The organism is Sphaerospermopsis aphanizomenoides BCCUSP55 (assembly GCF_001586785.1).
GTDB lineage: Bacteria > Cyanobacteriota > Cyanobacteriia > Cyanobacteriales > Nostocaceae > Sphaerospermopsis_A > Sphaerospermopsis_A aphanizomenoides_A.
The window spans coordinates 74487-91620 of sequence record NZ_LUFH02000001.1 but is presented as its reverse complement, the minus strand read 5'-3'; the positions used below and the strand labels follow the sequence as shown (position 1 = coordinate 91620).

The following is a 17134-nucleotide window of genomic DNA, read 5'->3' as shown; positions in this document are numbered from 1 at the left end:
CCTTTCCTCTGACAAATGAAAAATAACTTAACAAAGACTCTAGCAAAGACCTTCAGGTTGTAGAGTGAGAACAATTAGCCCTAATTAATTGTCAATTAATAATTCAAAGGGAAGATCATCATGGTTCAACGTGGTTCTAAAGTACGTATCCTCCGTCCTGAGTCCTACTGGTATCAAGATTTAGGAACCGTAGCATCCATCGACCAAAGCGGCATTAAATACCCTGTAATTGTCCGTTTCCCCAATGTTAACTACGCTGGGATCAATACCAACAACTTTGCCCCAGAAGAATTAGTAGAGGTGGAAGCACCCAAAAAAGCTCCTGCTAAAAAGTAAGTAGCTTTACAGTGCTGAGTTCTGAGTTGTGAGTCGAGAAACATGGAAAAGCAGTAAACTAAAAATGCTGACTCCATGCCTTAATCTACTGTTGAGGTCTTACTCTCAACTCCACACCCAGCACTCATTACTCTAAAAATGCCTGAACTGCCTGAAGTTGAAACTGTCCGACGGGGTTTAAATCAATTGACCTTGAAGGAAAGAATTACGGGGGGAGATGTGTTGCTACAACGCACCATCGCCTACCCTTTTTCTATTGAAGAGTTTATAAATAACATAAAAGCAAGTACCATTAAATCTTGGCATCGTCGTGGTAAATATCTGTTAGCGGAACTTTCTCCATCTTCATGGTTGGGTGTTCATCTACGAATGACCGGTCAATTATTATGGCTAAACCAAGATGAACCTTTACACAAACACACGAGGGTAAGGTTATTTTTTGGAGAAAAACAAGAATTACGCTTTGTTGACCAACGCACCTTTGGGCAAATGTGGTATGTTCCCCCTGGTGTGGCTGTAGAAAGTATTATTACAGGTTTAGCAAAACTGGCTGTAGATCCATTTTCACCAGAGTTCACCGTTGAGTATTTAGCCAACAAGCTACAAAAAGGTCGTCGTCCGATTAAAACAGCTTTGTTAGATCAGTCAGTAGTGGCGGGATTAGGTAATATTTATGCTGATGAGGCTTTGTTTAAAAGTGGGATATTACCAACTACTATCAGTGCAGATTTACAGAAAGAACAAATTGAACCTTTAAGAACAGCAATAATTGAAGTTTTATCTGCCAGTATTGCCGCTGGTGGGACAACTTTTAGTAATTTCCTCAATGTTAAAGGTGTTAACGGCAATTATGGCGGTGAGGCATGGGTCTACAACCGCACCGGGGAACCTTGTAAAGTTTGTGGTCATGTCATCGGGCGAATTAAATTAGGTGGGCGTTCTAGTCATTTTTGTTCTCAGTGTCAGAAGTAAGATCCAGGTGATAGGAAAATATTTCTTGTCAGAATCAGGATGTCCAGGATTAAAGGATGAACAGGATGAAAATAGGAATTTCAGTACCCATTATTAGTTTAAATTAAATTAAATAACCAATAATAATTCCTAGATGATACTTTTCACCCGGATTTATTCGTGGCATCAATCCGAAATCCAAAATCCAAAATCTGATGACTCGCTTTATAATTGATTGATGGAAAAATCGACAAATCAGCAATTTGCAAAAGAATTTGAAAATTAATCAAAGTCCAGAATATAAAGTATTTGGGGGTTGACAACAGGTCTGAGATTTGTTATCATGTAATTGATAAGGAAGAACTATCTATCAATAAAAATATAAAGTCTCCTCAACCGCTTGCCTGAGAGTAGGCGGTTATATTTGTTTAAGGAAAGAAATCATGCCTTTGCGTCTGAGAGCAAGATAAAATTTTTAATCAAAGCGTTTATGAATTGTAAGGGAAACTCATGGCAGTTAAAAAAGGAAATATGGTTCGGGCTATCCGCGAAAAGCTGGAGAATAGCCTAGAAGCTAAAGCTAGTGATTCTCGCTTCCCTTCCTATTTATTTGATAGTCAAGGGGAAGTGGTAGATATCAAAGGTGATTACGCCTTGGTGAAGTTTGGCAAAGTACCAACACCAAATATTTGGTTAAAGTTAGAACAATTGGAAGAGTTTGTATAGGCTTTCCATAGTTATGCTTGTGGTGGGCAATGCCCACCCTACTAACTGATAAATGATTATGTCTAATTTCCCTTCTTCCCCAGTGGGTTGTAAATCTCCCCGTGTGACTATTGTGGGTGCGGGTAGAGTTGGTAGTACCTTAGCCCAACGCATCGCGGAGAAAAATTTGGCTGATGTGGTGTTGTTAGATATTATTGAGGGAATGCCCCAAGGTTTAGCTTTAGATTTGCTAGAAGCGCAAGGACTGGAATTACATAATCGGCAAATTAGCGGGACTAATAATTATGCAGATACAGCTAATTCAACCATTGTGGTAATTACCGCTGGGTTTCCCCGTAAACCCGGAATGAGTCGGGATGATTTGCTGAAAATCAATGCCAAGATTGTGGTTGAAGCGGCAAAAAATGCGATCGCCCATTCTCCTCATGCTATTTTTATTGTGGTAACAAATCCTCTGGATGTCATGACTTATTTAACTTGGCAAGCTACAGGTTTACCGAGAAATCAAGTCATGGGTATGGCAGGAGTGTTAGACTCAGCCCGTTTTGAAACTTTCATTGCTTTAGAATTAGGGGTTTTACCTGCGGACGTGAAAGCGATGGTTTTAGGTAGCCACGGTGATTTAATGGTGCCTTTAGCCCGCTATGCAACTGTAAATGGTATTCCTATTACAGAATTATTAGATGCAGCTACAATTGAACGTTTAGTACAAAGAACCCGCAACGGCGGCGCAGAAATTGTGGAATTAATGCACACAGGAGGAGCGTTTTTTGCTCCTGCTTCAGCCACTTCCCTGATGGTAGAATCAATTTTATTAAATCAGTCGCGGTTGTTGCCAGTAGCAGCTTATCTGCAAGGTGAATATGGTTTAAACGATATTGTAATTGGTGTTCCTTGTCGTTTGGGATGTGGTGGAGTTGAGAGTATTTTAGAAATAACTCTCAGTGATGAAGAAAAGAAAGCTTTGCAGACTTCAGCGGAGTCGGTGAGGACAAATATTACCAGGGCGTTGGCGATTTTGCAGGACACTTGATCTCCAACCCCCTTTCCATAAATTAAGTTTGCTCAAACTTCACTTCAATTACAGAAGCTAATATTCCTCATCGGTGGGATCACCGTAAGGATCTTCACTGGCGGGACGAATATTGCCAAAAGTCTCTTGGTCTGCGGGGTCGCCATAAGGATCTTCACTGGCGGGACGAATATTGCCAAAAGTCTCTTGGTCTGCGGGGTCGCCGTAAGGATCTTCACTAGCTGGACGTACCGGGAGATCGCTTTCGTCTACTCGATTATCGTTTGACCCGAAGAATAAATCTTTCGCTCTTTGCAAAAAGTCATTGACCATGATATGTCTCCTTACAGCCCTGGGGCTGTTGCTGGTACTTGAGTGAGATCCCGGCCTGTGGTGCGCCCGTTATAGCCTTGGAAATCTCGATACTGTTGAGCTTCGGATTCTGGAACGCGAATACCTTCTGGTGGTGGCGTTACCCAGTGAGCGCGACCTTCAGCATCGCGGTAGTATACGCGCCCATTTTTGGAAAGGTAATATTTGCCTTGCGCTCCCGTTCCTTGAGCATTTTTGTGTTGGTTGTAGAGATAGTAAAGTGCAGCTGCTCCGGCTAAAATTGCGACTTTTTGACCTGTTGATAATCCCTTCTTGGCCTGGGGTTGATTGACAGGAGTAGTTTGGCTCACTGTTCTACCGGCTGTATCATCAACCGGGGGTGGTGGTGAAGCAGTTCGGGAACCACCACTACAGCTGGTAAATAGTGGCATTGTTAATAAAGCTGATAGCAATATTGCTGGCAGGCGTAAAAGAGGTTTACGCTCTTTATTTATTGTGTTCATTGCATATTCTCGTCACCTAACGCTTGCTCATCCCCGTACAGTTACAAAAGCCGGGTTGAAATTTTGGTTATTTTTCTCAAAACCGAAAAAAGCACAAGTATGGCATTTGAAAGTTATGATGAAGCTGTTTTGCTAGTATTTCATCTTGCTGTTGATATAAGGCAATATTCCCTACTTATGTCTCAAGAAATATGCTATAGGAATCATATTTGATTCTTGAAAAACACTCCGTACACTTCCCCTGTTCCCTGTTAAGAGTTCCCTGTTCCCTCTCTACACAGATAATTTCAAAAATCAAATACCAGTCCTCTATAAAGCTGAATTTATATCAAGCTTTTATTGTCATGGCTGACTATTTCAACTTAAACTCATCAAATTTAACAACTTCAGAATCAGGTTTTCTAGTATCAAAGCGATAACTGCTAATAGTACCTATTCCCGTGTCAAAAATGCTAAAAACTGTAATTTCATTACTTGCAATATAAGGCATTGGCTGGCCATCTTCTCCTAACAAGGGCGAAATAGTTGGTATCACTGGTTCTAAACCGTTAGGATCACCAATGGCTGTATAATCTTCTTGATAGTTTGCTGGTACTTCTCGCTTTCTTTCACCCCAAGCTGCACCGTAAGAATTACCAACATTAGAAGTTTCTAAAAAGTGCATTCCTCTGTCACTAACAAAACGATTCCATAAATGGGAATGTCCATAAAATACTAACTGGACTTTAGCCGCCTCCAATAAAGGAATCACATCACGAATAATATAATCTGCATTTTTGGGATATTCATAACGAACAGCTTTGATATTTCCAGCTTGATCCCTTTCAATATTCTGTACAGGATTAGTGTAAGCTGGAACAATATTATCACCCAATGTATGGGGGGGATGATGAAACATGACAACTTTATATTTTGCCTGTTGAAATTCAGGACTGTTTAATTCTTGCTGAAGCCAATTATATTGTTGACTACCTTGAAAAACAGGTTCATAAATTAACTGTCCATAACCCCAATTTTCAAGATTGTAAAAATCTTTTTCTGGTTCTATATATCTACCTTTTTTATCTAATTCTAATTTTGGATGTCGCCACATATTGGTAATATACAAAACTACCAAGCGGACATCACTAAAAGTAACTGCATAATAGGTTTTTCCACCTGCTTGAGTTTCGGGTAAAGTAAAAATTTCTTCGTAAGTTATAGTATTAAAAGCATTATCTGTTAAAGATGTTTCCCCATACATTGTTTTAGCAACTTCACGGGGAAAAGTATCATTAAATTCATCATCTAAACTTTCTGTTCTGCCATATCTTCCCATGACTTCATGATTACCAATGCAAGTAAACATAGGGGCATTTTGAAGAATTTTACCACCTGTGTAAGTGAATTTTACGCCATTATCTTCCATTTGATAATTAGCACGACCTTGCAAATTAGGAAAAAAAGCATTTCCGCGATTATCATCAAACCATTCGGAAGCGCGGTCTGGAATATTGACTAAATCTCCTGCAAACCATACCCCATCAATTCTCCCAACAGTTTCCACCACTTTTTGCAGATTTGCAGCTGTCATCGGTTTTAATTGATGATCTGATGTGAGGAGAATTTTTAAAGATGTCCCTGGTTTTGGAGAAGGTGCAAGAGTAAACACTTCACTCCTAACCTTTTCACCATCTTCTGTGATACTAGTGACATAATATGGAATTCGCAAATTAGGAGTTAAACCTGTAACTTCGGCTTCATGTCGCCAAATTTCCCGTTTTACAGGTTGTTGATAAATTTGCCCGGTTTCAGTTTGATTTGCTATTCTTGATTCTTGGTCTTCTCTGGTACGGCTGAGTTTTCTAGTTTGTGCAATTGAACTGTGATCAAGTTTATCACCGTAAACAACTAAATGTTGATCACCTGCAAACTCAGTAAACCAAACTACTCGCACAGAAGTTTCTGTTGGTAGTTGCAAAAATGGGTCTGTTAGAAGTTGCGGTGGTGATATCATAGTTGCTTGTCCCAAAGAACTCACGCTTACTACCGTCAGACATATTACCAAAAAAAGGATTAAGTAGTCGTGCAAAATAAATTTTATAGTTAGGAGAGGGAATAGGGAAGAGGGAATAGGGAATAGGTAAGGAATACAGACATTTTTGTTTTCAATCAATATGTACAATTAATTTTGCTTAGGTACTTACCAAAAAAAGGATTACCAAAAAAAAGGTAAGCATTCCACAGTCAGCAGTCAGCAGTAAAAACCTTTTGGTGCAAGGCTTTGTCATAAAAATACCTTATTGATCTGCAATATGCTGTAAATGTTTAATAAATATCAAGAGCAGGATCACAGATAATTAGTATTACTTTGCATTTTTACGTGAGAAAAAAATATGAATATCAAAAAATCACAACTGCAAATCTTCATCATATTCGGATTATTGGGAGCGATCGCACTCCTAACCCTGTTTCCTTTATTCTGGCTCATTAGTACATCCTTAAAATCACCTACAGAAAATCTTTTACAGTCTCCACCGCAGTTATGGCCTCTGCAACCGAATTTAGATAACTTCACTCGCGTTTGGCAATCTTTACCTTTTGGACAATATTTATATAACAGTATTGTGGTGTCCGTATTAACTGTCATATTTAACCTGCTTTTTTGTGCTTTAGCTGCTTATCCCTTAGCAAGATTATCATTTGTAGGACGCAACGGAATTTTTATTGCCATTGTTTCCACGATTATGATTCCCTTCCAAATCGTGATGATTCCTTTATATATTTTGACCGTGCAGTTAAAGTTAACAAATAGTTATTTAGGGATGATTTTTCCCAGTTTAGCTTCTGCTTTTGGCATTTTTTTATTAAGACAAGCTTTTATGGGAGTACCAAAAGAAATAGAAGAAGCTGCCCGCATGGATGGCAGTTCTGAGTTAGGATTGTGGTGGTTTGTGATGTTGCCAGCTATTCGGCCAGCATTGATAACTCTGGCGATTTTTGTATTTATTGGTGCTTGGAGTGACTTTTTATGGCCTTTAATTGTCATCCAAGATGAGAGTTTATATACTTTACCCTTGGGAGTTGCTAAATTAGCTGGTACATTTTCCCTAGATTGGCGATTAGTAGCAGCTGGTTCAGTAATTTCTATTACTCCAGTTTTGCTATTATTTCTATTTTTACAAAGGTTTATTGTTCCCACAGATACAGGTAGTGGTGTTAAAGGTTAATCATTTATCAATCACCAGTCTCTTTACTGTCACCTGTCACCTAATAAGCACCTTTTCTGTGTAATACTACCCAAATGGTTTTAAAAATTAACATCAAATCATAACCAATAGACCATTTACGCTGATAGTCTAAATCCATACGGACTATAGTTTCAAAGTCTGTAATAGTTGAACGTCCATGAGTTTGCCATTCTCCAGTAATACCTGGTTTGACTCGTAACCTTTCCCAGTGATGTGCAGTATAGTTTATGACTTCATCAGGAGTAGGGGGGCGAGTACCAACTATACTCATGTCTCCCATGAAAACATTCCAAAATTGGGGTAGTTCATCTAAGCTAGTGCGTCGTAAGAACCTACCTAAAGGAGTAATGCGAGGATCATTAGTAGATTTAAAAATGTTACCTTTAGCTTGGTTTTTGACTAGAGATTTGAGTTTATCTGCATTCACCACCATAGAACGGAATTTCCAGATCCGAAAGGTGCGTCCATTCAGACCACAACGAAGTTGAGAATACAATATGGGACCTGGATCAAAAATGCAGGTAGCAATTGCTATGGGAACTGCTACTAGAGATGTAATTATTAAACCAGCAATGGCTCCGAGAATATCAATTAGTCTTTTGGTAGTGCTAATAGTTGATGGGTGTGATGACTTTGGTGACAAGTCAACCAGAGTGAGATTATTCAAAACACCTAATTTAGACGCACTATAATTTTGAGTTCTAGTTCTAGAGATAGAAAGTGACATAATTAGCGTTTATTTTTTACACCTGGAATTTTACGAACTAGAGTAAACTTTACTGCACTTAATTTAGATTGTAGGTAATTTTTCATACTCCACCAAGAAAAATAATGGAAGTTCATACAATCTTTGTAATCAGGAAGGTGATTTTAAATTTTTGATGTTTTTTTCACAAAGTAATTAAAAAAGAAATATGAAATAATAAATGCCCACTCAAGAGTGGATAAAGTTTTTACTCGCAAGTGGGCATTATTTATGAAGTTTTAGTTAAATTCTGCGTAAATTTTCGGTAATCGTTGTGGATATCCTTCTTTAGGAAGATGTTTTTTGAAAACATTAATGATCATGGATTAATTGCCAAGGCAAAATTAACCGTATAAGGTTCTTCTAGGGATTGCAGAGAACTGGCTTTGACCGCATCTAAGTAGCGACGCAGCACCAGTAGTTGTTGAGAATTGGGACGATAGGAGAGATTACCTTGTTTTTCAAACAGTGGTGCAGATGCGATCGCTTGATAATCTGGATTTTCATGGGAATTTTTTGCTAACCACAAAGAAATTACAGGTGTTGGATTTCCATCTTGTTCAGGGAACATTTCCGAAAGCACAGAAGGAATCAAACCTGCTGGTAGTTCCCCTTCCAAAAACGCCAGTAGTCGTTGTTGACATTGGCGTGTATTGATACCCCGACTCTCAAATAATTGCAGAACTTCGCCAAAAGAGACAGAACGTTCTGGTACAACTTTGAGCAATTCATGAAACAGGAAATAATCTGTATACTGTTGTCTAGGTATTTCTAAAACTTGGGGATGCAGAGGTAACATCGCCAAACCATAAGCTACTCGACTACAATTAGGAGTGCCATTTTCACCCAGATATAAATCTTGAATAATTTTGGCATTGGGTAATTTTTGGCGTAACCAACGGTTCACTGTACCAATACCAGCAACTCCACCAGAAAGAATTGCTTGGTTAATAGCTTCTGTGGGGACACCACGAGCTACTAATAATTTATTGAGTTCGCGGTTGAGACGACGCACATAAGGGACAAATACTTGACTTTCTAAGTCTCTTCGTTGCAATACCCAAAATTGATCAGCTAATTTTAGGGTAAAAGATTCTTGGTGTTGCAAAATCAACTTTAAAGCCACGGCAGCATCTAATAAAGCTTGTCCTAACAAAGAACTTTCTAATCTTTGCTGGAAGCGGATGCGAGCAGGAACATCTGGTTCAGCTACTCGTGGTAATTCTAACCCTTGCAAACTAAAACTAGACCATTGCATCTGGTCTAAACCGGGAATTGAAGGTTGCCAATGCCAAGGATTACTAGCAGAGGTGTTACTATCAGACGGTGCTGCACCACGAGGTTGATGAGACTTTGGTGGCAATAGTAACTGACAGATAATATCCTGCTCAATAGCCTTACCACCATAGGCAAAACTATGGAGCATAAAATCTCTGTATGTTAATTGGCTCAAGTTGGTCGGTAAATCAACCAGTGCCATTTCTGTGGATGTTGCACCAATATTCAGTGTGAGGGTATGACCGAAAAGTGGATTATCACTAGTTTTAAGAGGATGTAAACCTTGATTGTCATGCAACTGCACTGATGGAGAATTAACAGTATCCAGTTCTGGAAGTAAAGTGGCGATCGCTTCTTCTACAAAAAATATTTTTTGGGGATGGGAGACAAGTTGACTAGTGAGTATGGCTTCTCGCAGATTAAACCGATATTGTTCTGACCAGTTAGAGGGACAAGTGCAGACAACACCAGCAATATTATTGATGATTGCAGAGAAAGTTTGTTTATCTATACCGATCGCATTGGCAATTAAAGCCGGAGTCGTACTTGTTTGAGCCGACTTGAGAGTTAACAGTAATTTGGAGAGCGATCGCACTACCCAAATTAACGGACCCGCAGAAAATTCATTTAATTGCAAAACTGGTTCCCATTTCTGCTGAGTATTTTTGTAGGGAATAGCTATATGTAAATAAGGCTTTAAATTGGCAGAGTAAAGATTATGTTGCGGTGCTGGTGTAGAGCGAGTTTTATTTTGTGCCACCGCCGCAGGTGCTGTCTGTTCAATATTTTCACTGCTTTCAGTTTCTGAGTGAGGAATGGCAGCCGTAGGCAGATAAACTTCTGCTGGCAACCGAAATGATTGCTCAAAAGTAGTTGCTCCTGTTTGACTTTCTGCTGACCAATAAATCGGATAAACAACTAATCTCGAACGATTCAACAACGCCACAGAAATACCAGTCGTACCTAAATCAATTCCTAAATACCAAACTGCGTTTATATCTTTAACAGTCTCCTGAAAATTATCACTCAAGTTGTCACCAACAGAGGCAGTAACTTCGGTTTGGGAAATAGTAGCTTCCTTTTTTTTTTCAGTTTTTTGGCTCAAATCTGCCTCAGTTTCTGATTTAGGAATATCTAAATCAAAAGCAGTAATTACCGGTATATTTTCTGTGATTTTTTCGGTTATATTTTCTGTCGTTTCACTGCCAGGAAATTCTGCCATTAGCAAACTAGGATTGACCTGTTCCTGAATGTCAGGTAATGGAGTTTGGATAGTTTCTAAATTTGTTTGATTTACCGACTCAGAATTTACCCGCCAATCAAAATTAGCTAAATCTTGATCCAATTGCTGCAACTGCGCTTCATCTAGAACAATCTCCGGTACACCTTCAGTCTCCGAATTTCCGAGAGACAGTAAATCTTCATTTGGTGAAGCAGCAATATAAGTCGCCGCACGTAAATCTGGCGCTGCACTTGGCTGTTCTACAGGTGGTATTGATATGGGAGTGTCTACTGTTGTCGTTTCTAGACTATCTTCTAGGGATAAAACTTCTGAAACTTGTTCTTCACCACCAACATCAACCAACAAGTCAGTCAAGACTGTGATTGTATCACTACTATCTGGCAGAGATATCGCTACTGGAGGGGCAAATTCTGCTTGTGGTTGGCTATCCTCTGCTAACAATGATTCTCCCCATAACTCAGACGGTTGAGTTGTTGTTTCTATCAGACTATCAAGATTTTCACTCGGCTCGGAAATATCTAAACTTTCTGACTTCACAGGATTGGCAGCAACCAACAAATCATCCTCTTGTGGCTCTAAAATAGTTGGAGATGAGGAAATACTGCCAGCCATCGGAGATACTGATTCAACAGACCTGTCTGGAGTAGATACCTCATTTGTCACCGGCAAAGTCATGGCATCTGTGGTGTTGGTAGCATTTGCACCACCAAACAAACTAGCGTAAAGTTGGTCTACTTCATCAGCACTGTCTAACTGTAATTCACCAAGAGTAGTAAAAGTCTCATTCACAGACGGTGCTGGTTCATTGAGGGTCAGTTCTGACAGCACTAAATCTAAATCTTCCTCTGTGGGAGTTGCTTGTGTATCAGCAGCACTGTCTAACTCTAGTTCACTAGGAATAGTAAAAGTCTCAGTTACAGACGTTGCTGGTTCATTTAGAGTCAGTTCTGACAGCACTAAATCTAAATCTTCCTCTGTGGGAGTTGCTTGTGTGTCACCAGTAATATTTGCAGTTATTTCCGCTTGTAATTCATCAGATGAGGTAAAAGTGTCATTAACAGATGTTGTCGGTTCATTGAGGGTCAGTTCTGACAACACTAAATCTAAATCTTCCACCGTGGGAGTTGCTTGTGTGTCACCAGTAATATTTGCAGTTATTTCCGCTGGTAATTCATCAGCGGAGGTAAAAGTGTCATTAACAGATGTTGTCGGTTCATTGAGAGTCACTTCTGACAGGACTAAATCTAAATCCTCCTCCGTGGGATTTGCTTGTGTGTCACCAGTAATATTTGCAGTTATTTCCTCAGCACTATGAGTAACTAGTTGTGATGCTAATAAAGTTGATGATGCTGGTGTTGTAGCATCTACCCCAAAAATAAAAGTTGGAGCATCAGGGGATTGTTGTTGTAAATACTGAGTCAAATTATTTAAAAAATTGACCATCAACTGTTCACCTTGCATCCCCTGAATGTGCATTCTTGCCAGTGCTTCAGATAAGGACTGATGATAGGTGTTAATATTCCGCTCTAATGCCTGAAAGACAATATTGACAGTTCCATCAAGTGATAACAAGCGTTGATCTAACTCTTTAGCCAAACTATCTAACCGTTCTACACTAGCAACAGATTCGATCACCGGTTGAATAGAAGAATTTGCCGCTTCTTGATTATATTCACCTGTAGTTAAAGTATAAGAACTAGGCACGTTTCGTGTCAAATATGGAATTAAATTTGGCACTAAACGACTGACTAGCACTTGTAAAAATTCGGTAATTATCTGTTCTTGGTTTGCTAACTGCTGTGTCAAAGAATAGTTTTGCAGTCGCTTTTGTTCTAGTTGCCTAATTTCCTGGATAAGACTAGCTCTTTCTTGCAACAATCCTGTTAATTCTGCTTGTAATGGTTGAAGCAAAACAGAAATTTCATCTTTTAATTGTCCAGCTATAAAGTTACTTTGTTCTTGTTGGGACTGATAGGAATATGCAGCTTGCTGATTCTCTTGTTCCACATATCGTGCTAACAGAGATGATATTGGTGCCTCAGACTGGTCAGGAATGATTTCTTCTGAAGCCGCATTTTCATGGAGTCGAATCAGAAAGTCACGCACTCGTTGTAATACGTCTCTTTCTTCAGAACCCTGACCAGACAGTAGTTTTGACAGCAGATTGCCACTGTTGGTAAGCAAGTTGTCAATGTCTGCAATCAGTTTGTGAATTTCATCTGTACGGGAAGTCACGTTAAATTACCTTAGCGAAAAATGTACTTTGATGTTTATGGTATTTACAATTACCGAAGTTCTGAGTGACAAAAGTTCTTGCCCTAACTTCTGAGGGCAATTATGTTATGAATTACTGGGAGATGCAACTTGATTCTGATGGTTAGCTACCTTTTCAGGTAGTTCACTAAATTTTGCACTCTTTTTCAGTGTAAAATTAGAAGTCTATGTGGTCGTAGTGACAAGGAGATAGATTAAATCGCCAAATTCTTGACTAAAGTTACTGAAAAAATGGGTTTGAGGTTCCCCGTCCGGAGACGGCTTTCTGATACGATACAATAGTGCAAACAGGCAGGGCATTGTCTGTTGGGCGAGATAGTTTCAGACAGTATGAAACTGCAACTGTTGTTTGAACCCAGAATCTCCGCACTTTTAGGGCGGGAAGTATGTCAAACCCAAATTTATGCCTGTGGTCAAGAAGTAGACGACTACCTTGGCAGAAGCAGGAAACAGATCCTCTAGAAATGATTCATTTCTAGTTCAATGGTGAAACTTAAATAAGTTTAGCCAAGTTTTGTGTAGCAGGTAAACTAAGTATACATGAAAGGAAAACGGGAAAACGCAAGCAGGAAAAAGAAATTTCTGACTGCCAAACAGAGGAGTTAAAGTCATTACTGTTAGACGCTAACCCTTACCTTTCTTTGGTAATTAGTAAATACAAAGAGAAAATAAAGATTGTTGAGAAAAAATTATATTTTCGTTTTCTTATGTAACATAGTCTAGTTTCCTCTTTGAAAGTGGGCGATAGGCGGCGTACCACCGGCTATAAATGGAAGAAACTTCTGATTCTTTCTTCCTCCTGATAGCGCAGCGTGGCCTAAGCCATACTCCTAAGTCGGTACTCAGAACTCAGAACTCGGTACTGTGTCTTGAAAGCGGCTGTGATTTTATAGCTTAGGTTAAAAACGCCGATCTTGCTTGTTCTGTTAATAGCAGCTTTAATAAATAAGTTCTAATGGAAGATCGATATAGCTTGCAGACATCCGCTCAGACATGGATTACTTCAGCGCCCTTTTTTCAAGGGTTGCCTGAATCTATTGTAGAAACAGCCCTTACCCATCTTGTTACCCGTACTCACCCAGCCAATCAAGTAATTTTGTTGGAAAATGACTGGGGTGGTTCGGTTTATTTCATTGTCGATGGATGGGTAAAAATCCGTACCTACAATTTAGAAGGAAAAGAGGTAACACTAAACATTATTGGTCGTGGAGAATTATTTGGGGAAATGGCGGCGCTAGATGAAGTTCCTCGTTCCACTGATGTCATCACTCTGGCCCCAACCATGATTGGTAGTATGCCTGCTCAGGATTTTGTCAAGTTGTTGCAAACAGAGCCTTTAGCCGGACTGAGACTGGCGCAACTAATGGCACGAAGGTTACGACAAGTCAACCGACGTTTACGGCTGCGAGAATCAGATAGTCAATCGCGGGTGGCAGATACTTTGCTATTTTTAGCAGAAGGACAAGGCAAGAAAGGAGAAACAGGCACAGAAATTCCCAATTTACCTCATCGGGAATTAAGTAGTCTCAGTGGACTAGCACGGGAAACAGTCACTCGTGTATTGACAAGGCTGGAAAAAAAAGGCTTGATCATCAGGGATCAAGATGTTTTATGCATTCCCGATATGTCAGCCTTGGAAAAAATGATCATTTAGTCAGTTGTCAGTTGTCAGTGACAAAAGGCAGGAGTAATTAATTACGAATTACGAATTACGAATTACCAAGATGATATGAGTATTTTAGATTCTCTGCCAGACGAACCGGAGGAAGATTCCTCTCCTTCACCACAACCTAGTCATAACCTCAATCAACAGCCTTTAAAGCATCCCCAACTTCAGGTTGATGCTCCTTTGCGGTTGGTGGAAACAGCATTTTTAGCTAGTACCGCTAGTTTGATTTGGTTTATTAATTTCTATTTTCCTTTGGGGCCAGTTTTAAGGATATTTTTTCCTGTTCCTATTGCACTGGTTTATTTACGTTGGGGTAAACGCGCGGCTTGGATGGGCGCGGTGACATCTGGGTTACTGCTGGCAGTGTTGATGGGGCCAGTCCGCAGTTTGTTATTTTTAATGCCCTTTGGCTTGATGGGTGTACTATTGGGAGCGACTTGGCATCGTCGTGTACCTTGGATGGTGTCAATCACTTTAGGTATGCTTTTGGGTACTTTGGGTGTGTTTTTTCGCCTGTGGTTACTGTCGGTATTATCTGGTGAAGACCTGTGGGTTTATGTCATTAACCAGGTGACAGAAATTACTGAATGGATATTTCTAAAGCTGCAAATCTTGGCAACTCCGAGTGTGTTTGTCATTCAAGTGGGGGCGATAATTTTAATAGCCTTCAACAATTGGCTTTACTTGTTTGTGGTACATTTGGCCGCATGGTTACTTTTGGATCGTTTGGGAAATCCTATCCCCCGTCCACCTCGTTGGGTACAAGTATTAATGGATTATGAAAGTTAGTCATTAGTCATTGGTCTTTAGTCTTTAGGAAAAGGTAATAGGATATTCTTTCCCTACACCCTCTTCTTCCCCTAAACCCTAAACCCTAAACCCTAAACCCTAAACCCTATTCCCTACACCCTACATCCTCTTCTTTCCCTATTCCCTACACCCTACACCCTACACCCTCTTCTTCCCCTATTCCCTATTCCCTATTCCCTATTCCCTTTTATATGATTCATATTTATACGCAAATTGACCAGGGTGAAGCATGGGTAAGACGTTATCGTGGTAGTTTACCTGTGTTTGCTTGTATTTTAGGTTTTACAGAAACTTGTTTAATTCCTGGTATTTCTGCCGCTGGACTGACTCCAGAGGATAGAAAATATACTGCTTGTGCTGATGCGGAATTTTTATATTATGGTGCAACACATCAGCCTAAATATCCCCTACCACCTTTGACGGCTGGTGCTTCTCCTGTGTTGATTTCTCGTGCTGTAGTAGAGAAACTAAAGATACCGATTTATTTATTTAATGTGGGTTTACCTTTAATTCCATCTGTACCAATTATTGATTTGGGCGGTACGACTGCTAGGTGTTTAACTACAGGTGAAGCTATGGAAATCACAACCGTAAAACATCTGCTGGAACAGGGTTTGTTATGGGGTAATCAATTGAGTGCTAATATCTCCCAAAGTTATCTGATTTTAAGCGAGTGTGTTGTGGGTGGCACGACAACGGCTTTGGCAATTTTAACTGGTTTAGGTATTGATGCGGCTGGGAAAGTTAACAGTAGTCATCCTATTTGTAATCATGAGCAAAAGTGGGCTGTAGTGCAAGCTGGACTGGCAAAAATTCCCACTTTTATAGATCCTCTAGAACTAGTAGCAGCTGTGGGAGATCCTATGCAAGTGGTGGTGGCTGGGATGGCGATCGCTGCTAGTCGTCGTTGCGGGGTATTATTAGCTGGTGGTACACAAATGCTGGCTGTTTATGCTCTAATCCAAGCGATCGCTCAAGTTTACTCTTTATCTTGGCAACCAGAAGCAGTAGTAATTGGTACAACCCGTTGGGTAGCAGAAGACTCTACAGGAGCTACAGTTGATTTATCACTCAGTTTAGGCAAAAACAGCATGAATCGGGGTCAAGAAATTCCTCCCCTCTTGGCTACACAGTTAAGTTTTGCAGATTCTCGTTATCCTCAACTCCAGGCTTATGAGCAGGGTTTTGTTAAAGAAGGTGTTGGTGCTGGAGCAGCGTGTATAGCCGCCTATCTTAGCCAGAATTGGCAACAAAATCAACTTTTAACAGCTATTGAAGCCCAATTTGAGCAATTAATGAATTCGCTCTCGCATTAGTTGTTCTTCTAGGGCAGCAATCCGATTGTATGCTGCGGTTAATTGTGCTGTTAGCCTATGAATTTGTATTTCTGGCGTTATTTGCTTATCTCCAGCTTGGGGATTCATATCCGAGTAAATGCTGTCTATCAACACATCCTTATGTTCTAAATCAGAACTGAAATTACTCCATGTTTTTAACTGATAGTTTTCAACTTGATGATTTTCCAGATAACGATTTTTTGGCTGTGTTTGCTCTAAAAAGCAATCAGATAAACCCTGAGATAGTTTCCTATCAAGGCTTTCAATCACCTGGTATAGAGCATCTACTTTCTGACTTAACGTCAGTATTTGTTTTTGTAATGATTCCATTTAATACCTGCATTCCAAAAGAGTTTCTCTATGTTATTCAATTTACTGCTCAACTTTAAAATACTTATGATTTATTTAATCTTTCCTATCTTTTTTTGTATTTTGCTATAAAAATAATTATCTATATATATAACTCAACAAATTATTAAAGTATTACTTACATATTTGTTGAAAAAAGTTAAGTATTTGCTCTCAGCAGTCTTATTTGAGTTTTAAACTGACTCATCGGTTCAGTAAATAGGGAAAGAAACTTCTAACTTGTTCTTCCTACTCACAACTCGGTACTCGGTACTCGGTACTCGGTACTCGGTACTCGGTACTCAGTTTTATGGTTGATGCCATGTTACCCTATAGCAG

Annotated in this window: 15 protein-coding genes; 9 read left to right on the top strand and 6 right to left on the bottom strand. The window is 39.6% G+C overall.

Annotated elements, in window-relative coordinates:
- Positions 1-120 precede the first annotated feature (120 nt).
- From A0J48_RS00370 to mdh, 4 genes are all read left to right on the top strand, one after another.
- The gene (locus tag A0J48_RS00370) at positions 121-336 is read left to right on the top strand and encodes a photosystem I reaction center subunit IV (RefSeq protein ID WP_200319246.1); all 216 of its coding nucleotides are present in this window, start codon (positions 121-123) and stop codon (positions 334-336) included.
- A 138-nt stretch (positions 337-474) separates the two neighbouring features.
- Positions 475-1308, top strand: a complete 834-nt coding sequence (locus A0J48_RS00365; protein ID WP_200319244.1) for a DNA-formamidopyrimidine glycosylase — start codon at positions 475-477, stop codon at positions 1306-1308.
- 489 nt (positions 1309-1797) lie between these two features.
- Positions 1798-2013 carry an NAD(P)H-quinone oxidoreductase subunit O gene (gene ndhO, locus A0J48_RS00360; RefSeq protein WP_200319242.1) on the top strand — a complete coding sequence of 72 codons (216 nt, stop codon included), beginning with the start codon at positions 1798-1800 and terminating at the stop codon, positions 2011-2013.
- Between the two features lie 58 nt (positions 2014-2071).
- Positions 2072-3046 (top strand): malate dehydrogenase, encoded by a 975-nt coding sequence (gene mdh, locus A0J48_RS00355; RefSeq protein ID WP_200319241.1) that lies wholly within the window; start codon positions 2072-2074, stop codon positions 3044-3046.
- A gap of 57 nt (positions 3047-3103) precedes the next feature.
- Here mdh and A0J48_RS00350 read toward each other — a convergent pair whose 3' ends face one another.
- From A0J48_RS00350 to A0J48_RS00340, 3 genes are all read right to left on the bottom strand, one after another.
- Positions 3104-3358 carry a translation initiation factor gene (locus tag A0J48_RS00350; RefSeq protein WP_200319239.1) on the bottom strand — a complete coding sequence of 85 codons (255 nt, stop codon included), beginning with the start codon at positions 3356-3358 and terminating at the stop codon, positions 3104-3106.
- Between the two features lie 11 nt (positions 3359-3369).
- Entirely contained in the window at positions 3370-3861 is a 492-nt protein-coding gene (locus A0J48_RS00345; RefSeq protein WP_200319237.1) for a hypothetical protein, read from the bottom strand.
- Between the two features lie 352 nt (positions 3862-4213).
- Positions 4214-5857 carry a purple acid phosphatase family protein gene (locus A0J48_RS00340; protein WP_200319235.1) on the bottom strand — a complete coding sequence of 548 codons (1644 nt, stop codon included), beginning with the start codon at positions 5855-5857 and terminating at the stop codon, positions 4214-4216.
- A 379-nt stretch (positions 5858-6236) separates the two neighbouring features.
- Here A0J48_RS00340 and A0J48_RS00335 point away from each other — a divergent pair, with 379 nt between their 5' ends.
- Positions 6237-7070: a carbohydrate ABC transporter permease gene (locus tag A0J48_RS00335; protein WP_200319233.1), complete on the top strand. Its 834-nt coding sequence runs from the start codon at positions 6237-6239 to the stop codon at positions 7068-7070.
- Between the two features lie 40 nt (positions 7071-7110).
- On the opposite strand, the gene A0J48_RS00330 is transcribed toward A0J48_RS00335, so the two are convergent.
- Positions 7111-7818 carry a sugar transferase gene (locus A0J48_RS00330; protein WP_200319231.1) on the bottom strand — a complete coding sequence of 236 codons (708 nt, stop codon included), beginning with the start codon at positions 7816-7818 and terminating at the stop codon, positions 7111-7113.
- A 337-nt stretch (positions 7819-8155) separates the two neighbouring features.
- Positions 8156-12592, bottom strand: a complete 4437-nt coding sequence (locus A0J48_RS00325; protein WP_200319229.1) for a hypothetical protein — start codon at positions 12590-12592, stop codon at positions 8156-8158.
- A gap of 369 nt (positions 12593-12961) precedes the next feature.
- On the opposite strand from A0J48_RS00325, the gene A0J48_RS27350 reads away from it, so the two are divergent.
- From A0J48_RS27350 to cobT, 4 genes are all read left to right on the top strand, one after another.
- The gene (locus A0J48_RS27350) at positions 12962-13093 is read left to right on the top strand and encodes a hypothetical protein (RefSeq protein WP_267910266.1); all 132 of its coding nucleotides are present in this window, start codon (positions 12962-12964) and stop codon (positions 13091-13093) included.
- A gap of 493 nt (positions 13094-13586) precedes the next feature.
- A complete protein-coding gene (locus tag A0J48_RS00320) occupies positions 13587-14285 on the top strand; it encodes a Crp/Fnr family transcriptional regulator (RefSeq protein ID WP_200319228.1) in 699 nt (232 codons plus the stop codon).
- Between the two features lie 75 nt (positions 14286-14360).
- Complete coding sequence (locus tag A0J48_RS00315; RefSeq protein WP_200319226.1) at positions 14361-15089, top strand: DUF2232 domain-containing protein; 729 nt, start codon at positions 14361-14363, stop codon at positions 15087-15089.
- 212 nt (positions 15090-15301) lie between these two features.
- Positions 15302-16426, top strand: coding sequence for a nicotinate mononucleotide-dependent phosphoribosyltransferase CobT (cobT, locus tag A0J48_RS00310; RefSeq protein ID WP_200319224.1), 1125 nt, complete (start codon positions 15302-15304; stop codon positions 16424-16426).
- Here cobT and A0J48_RS00305 read toward each other — a convergent pair.
- Complete coding sequence (locus A0J48_RS00305; RefSeq protein WP_200319222.1) at positions 16403-16777, bottom strand: hypothetical protein; 375 nt, start codon at positions 16775-16777, stop codon at positions 16403-16405. The genes cobT and A0J48_RS00305 overlap by 24 nt on opposite strands.
- Positions 16778-17134 lie beyond the last annotated feature (357 nt).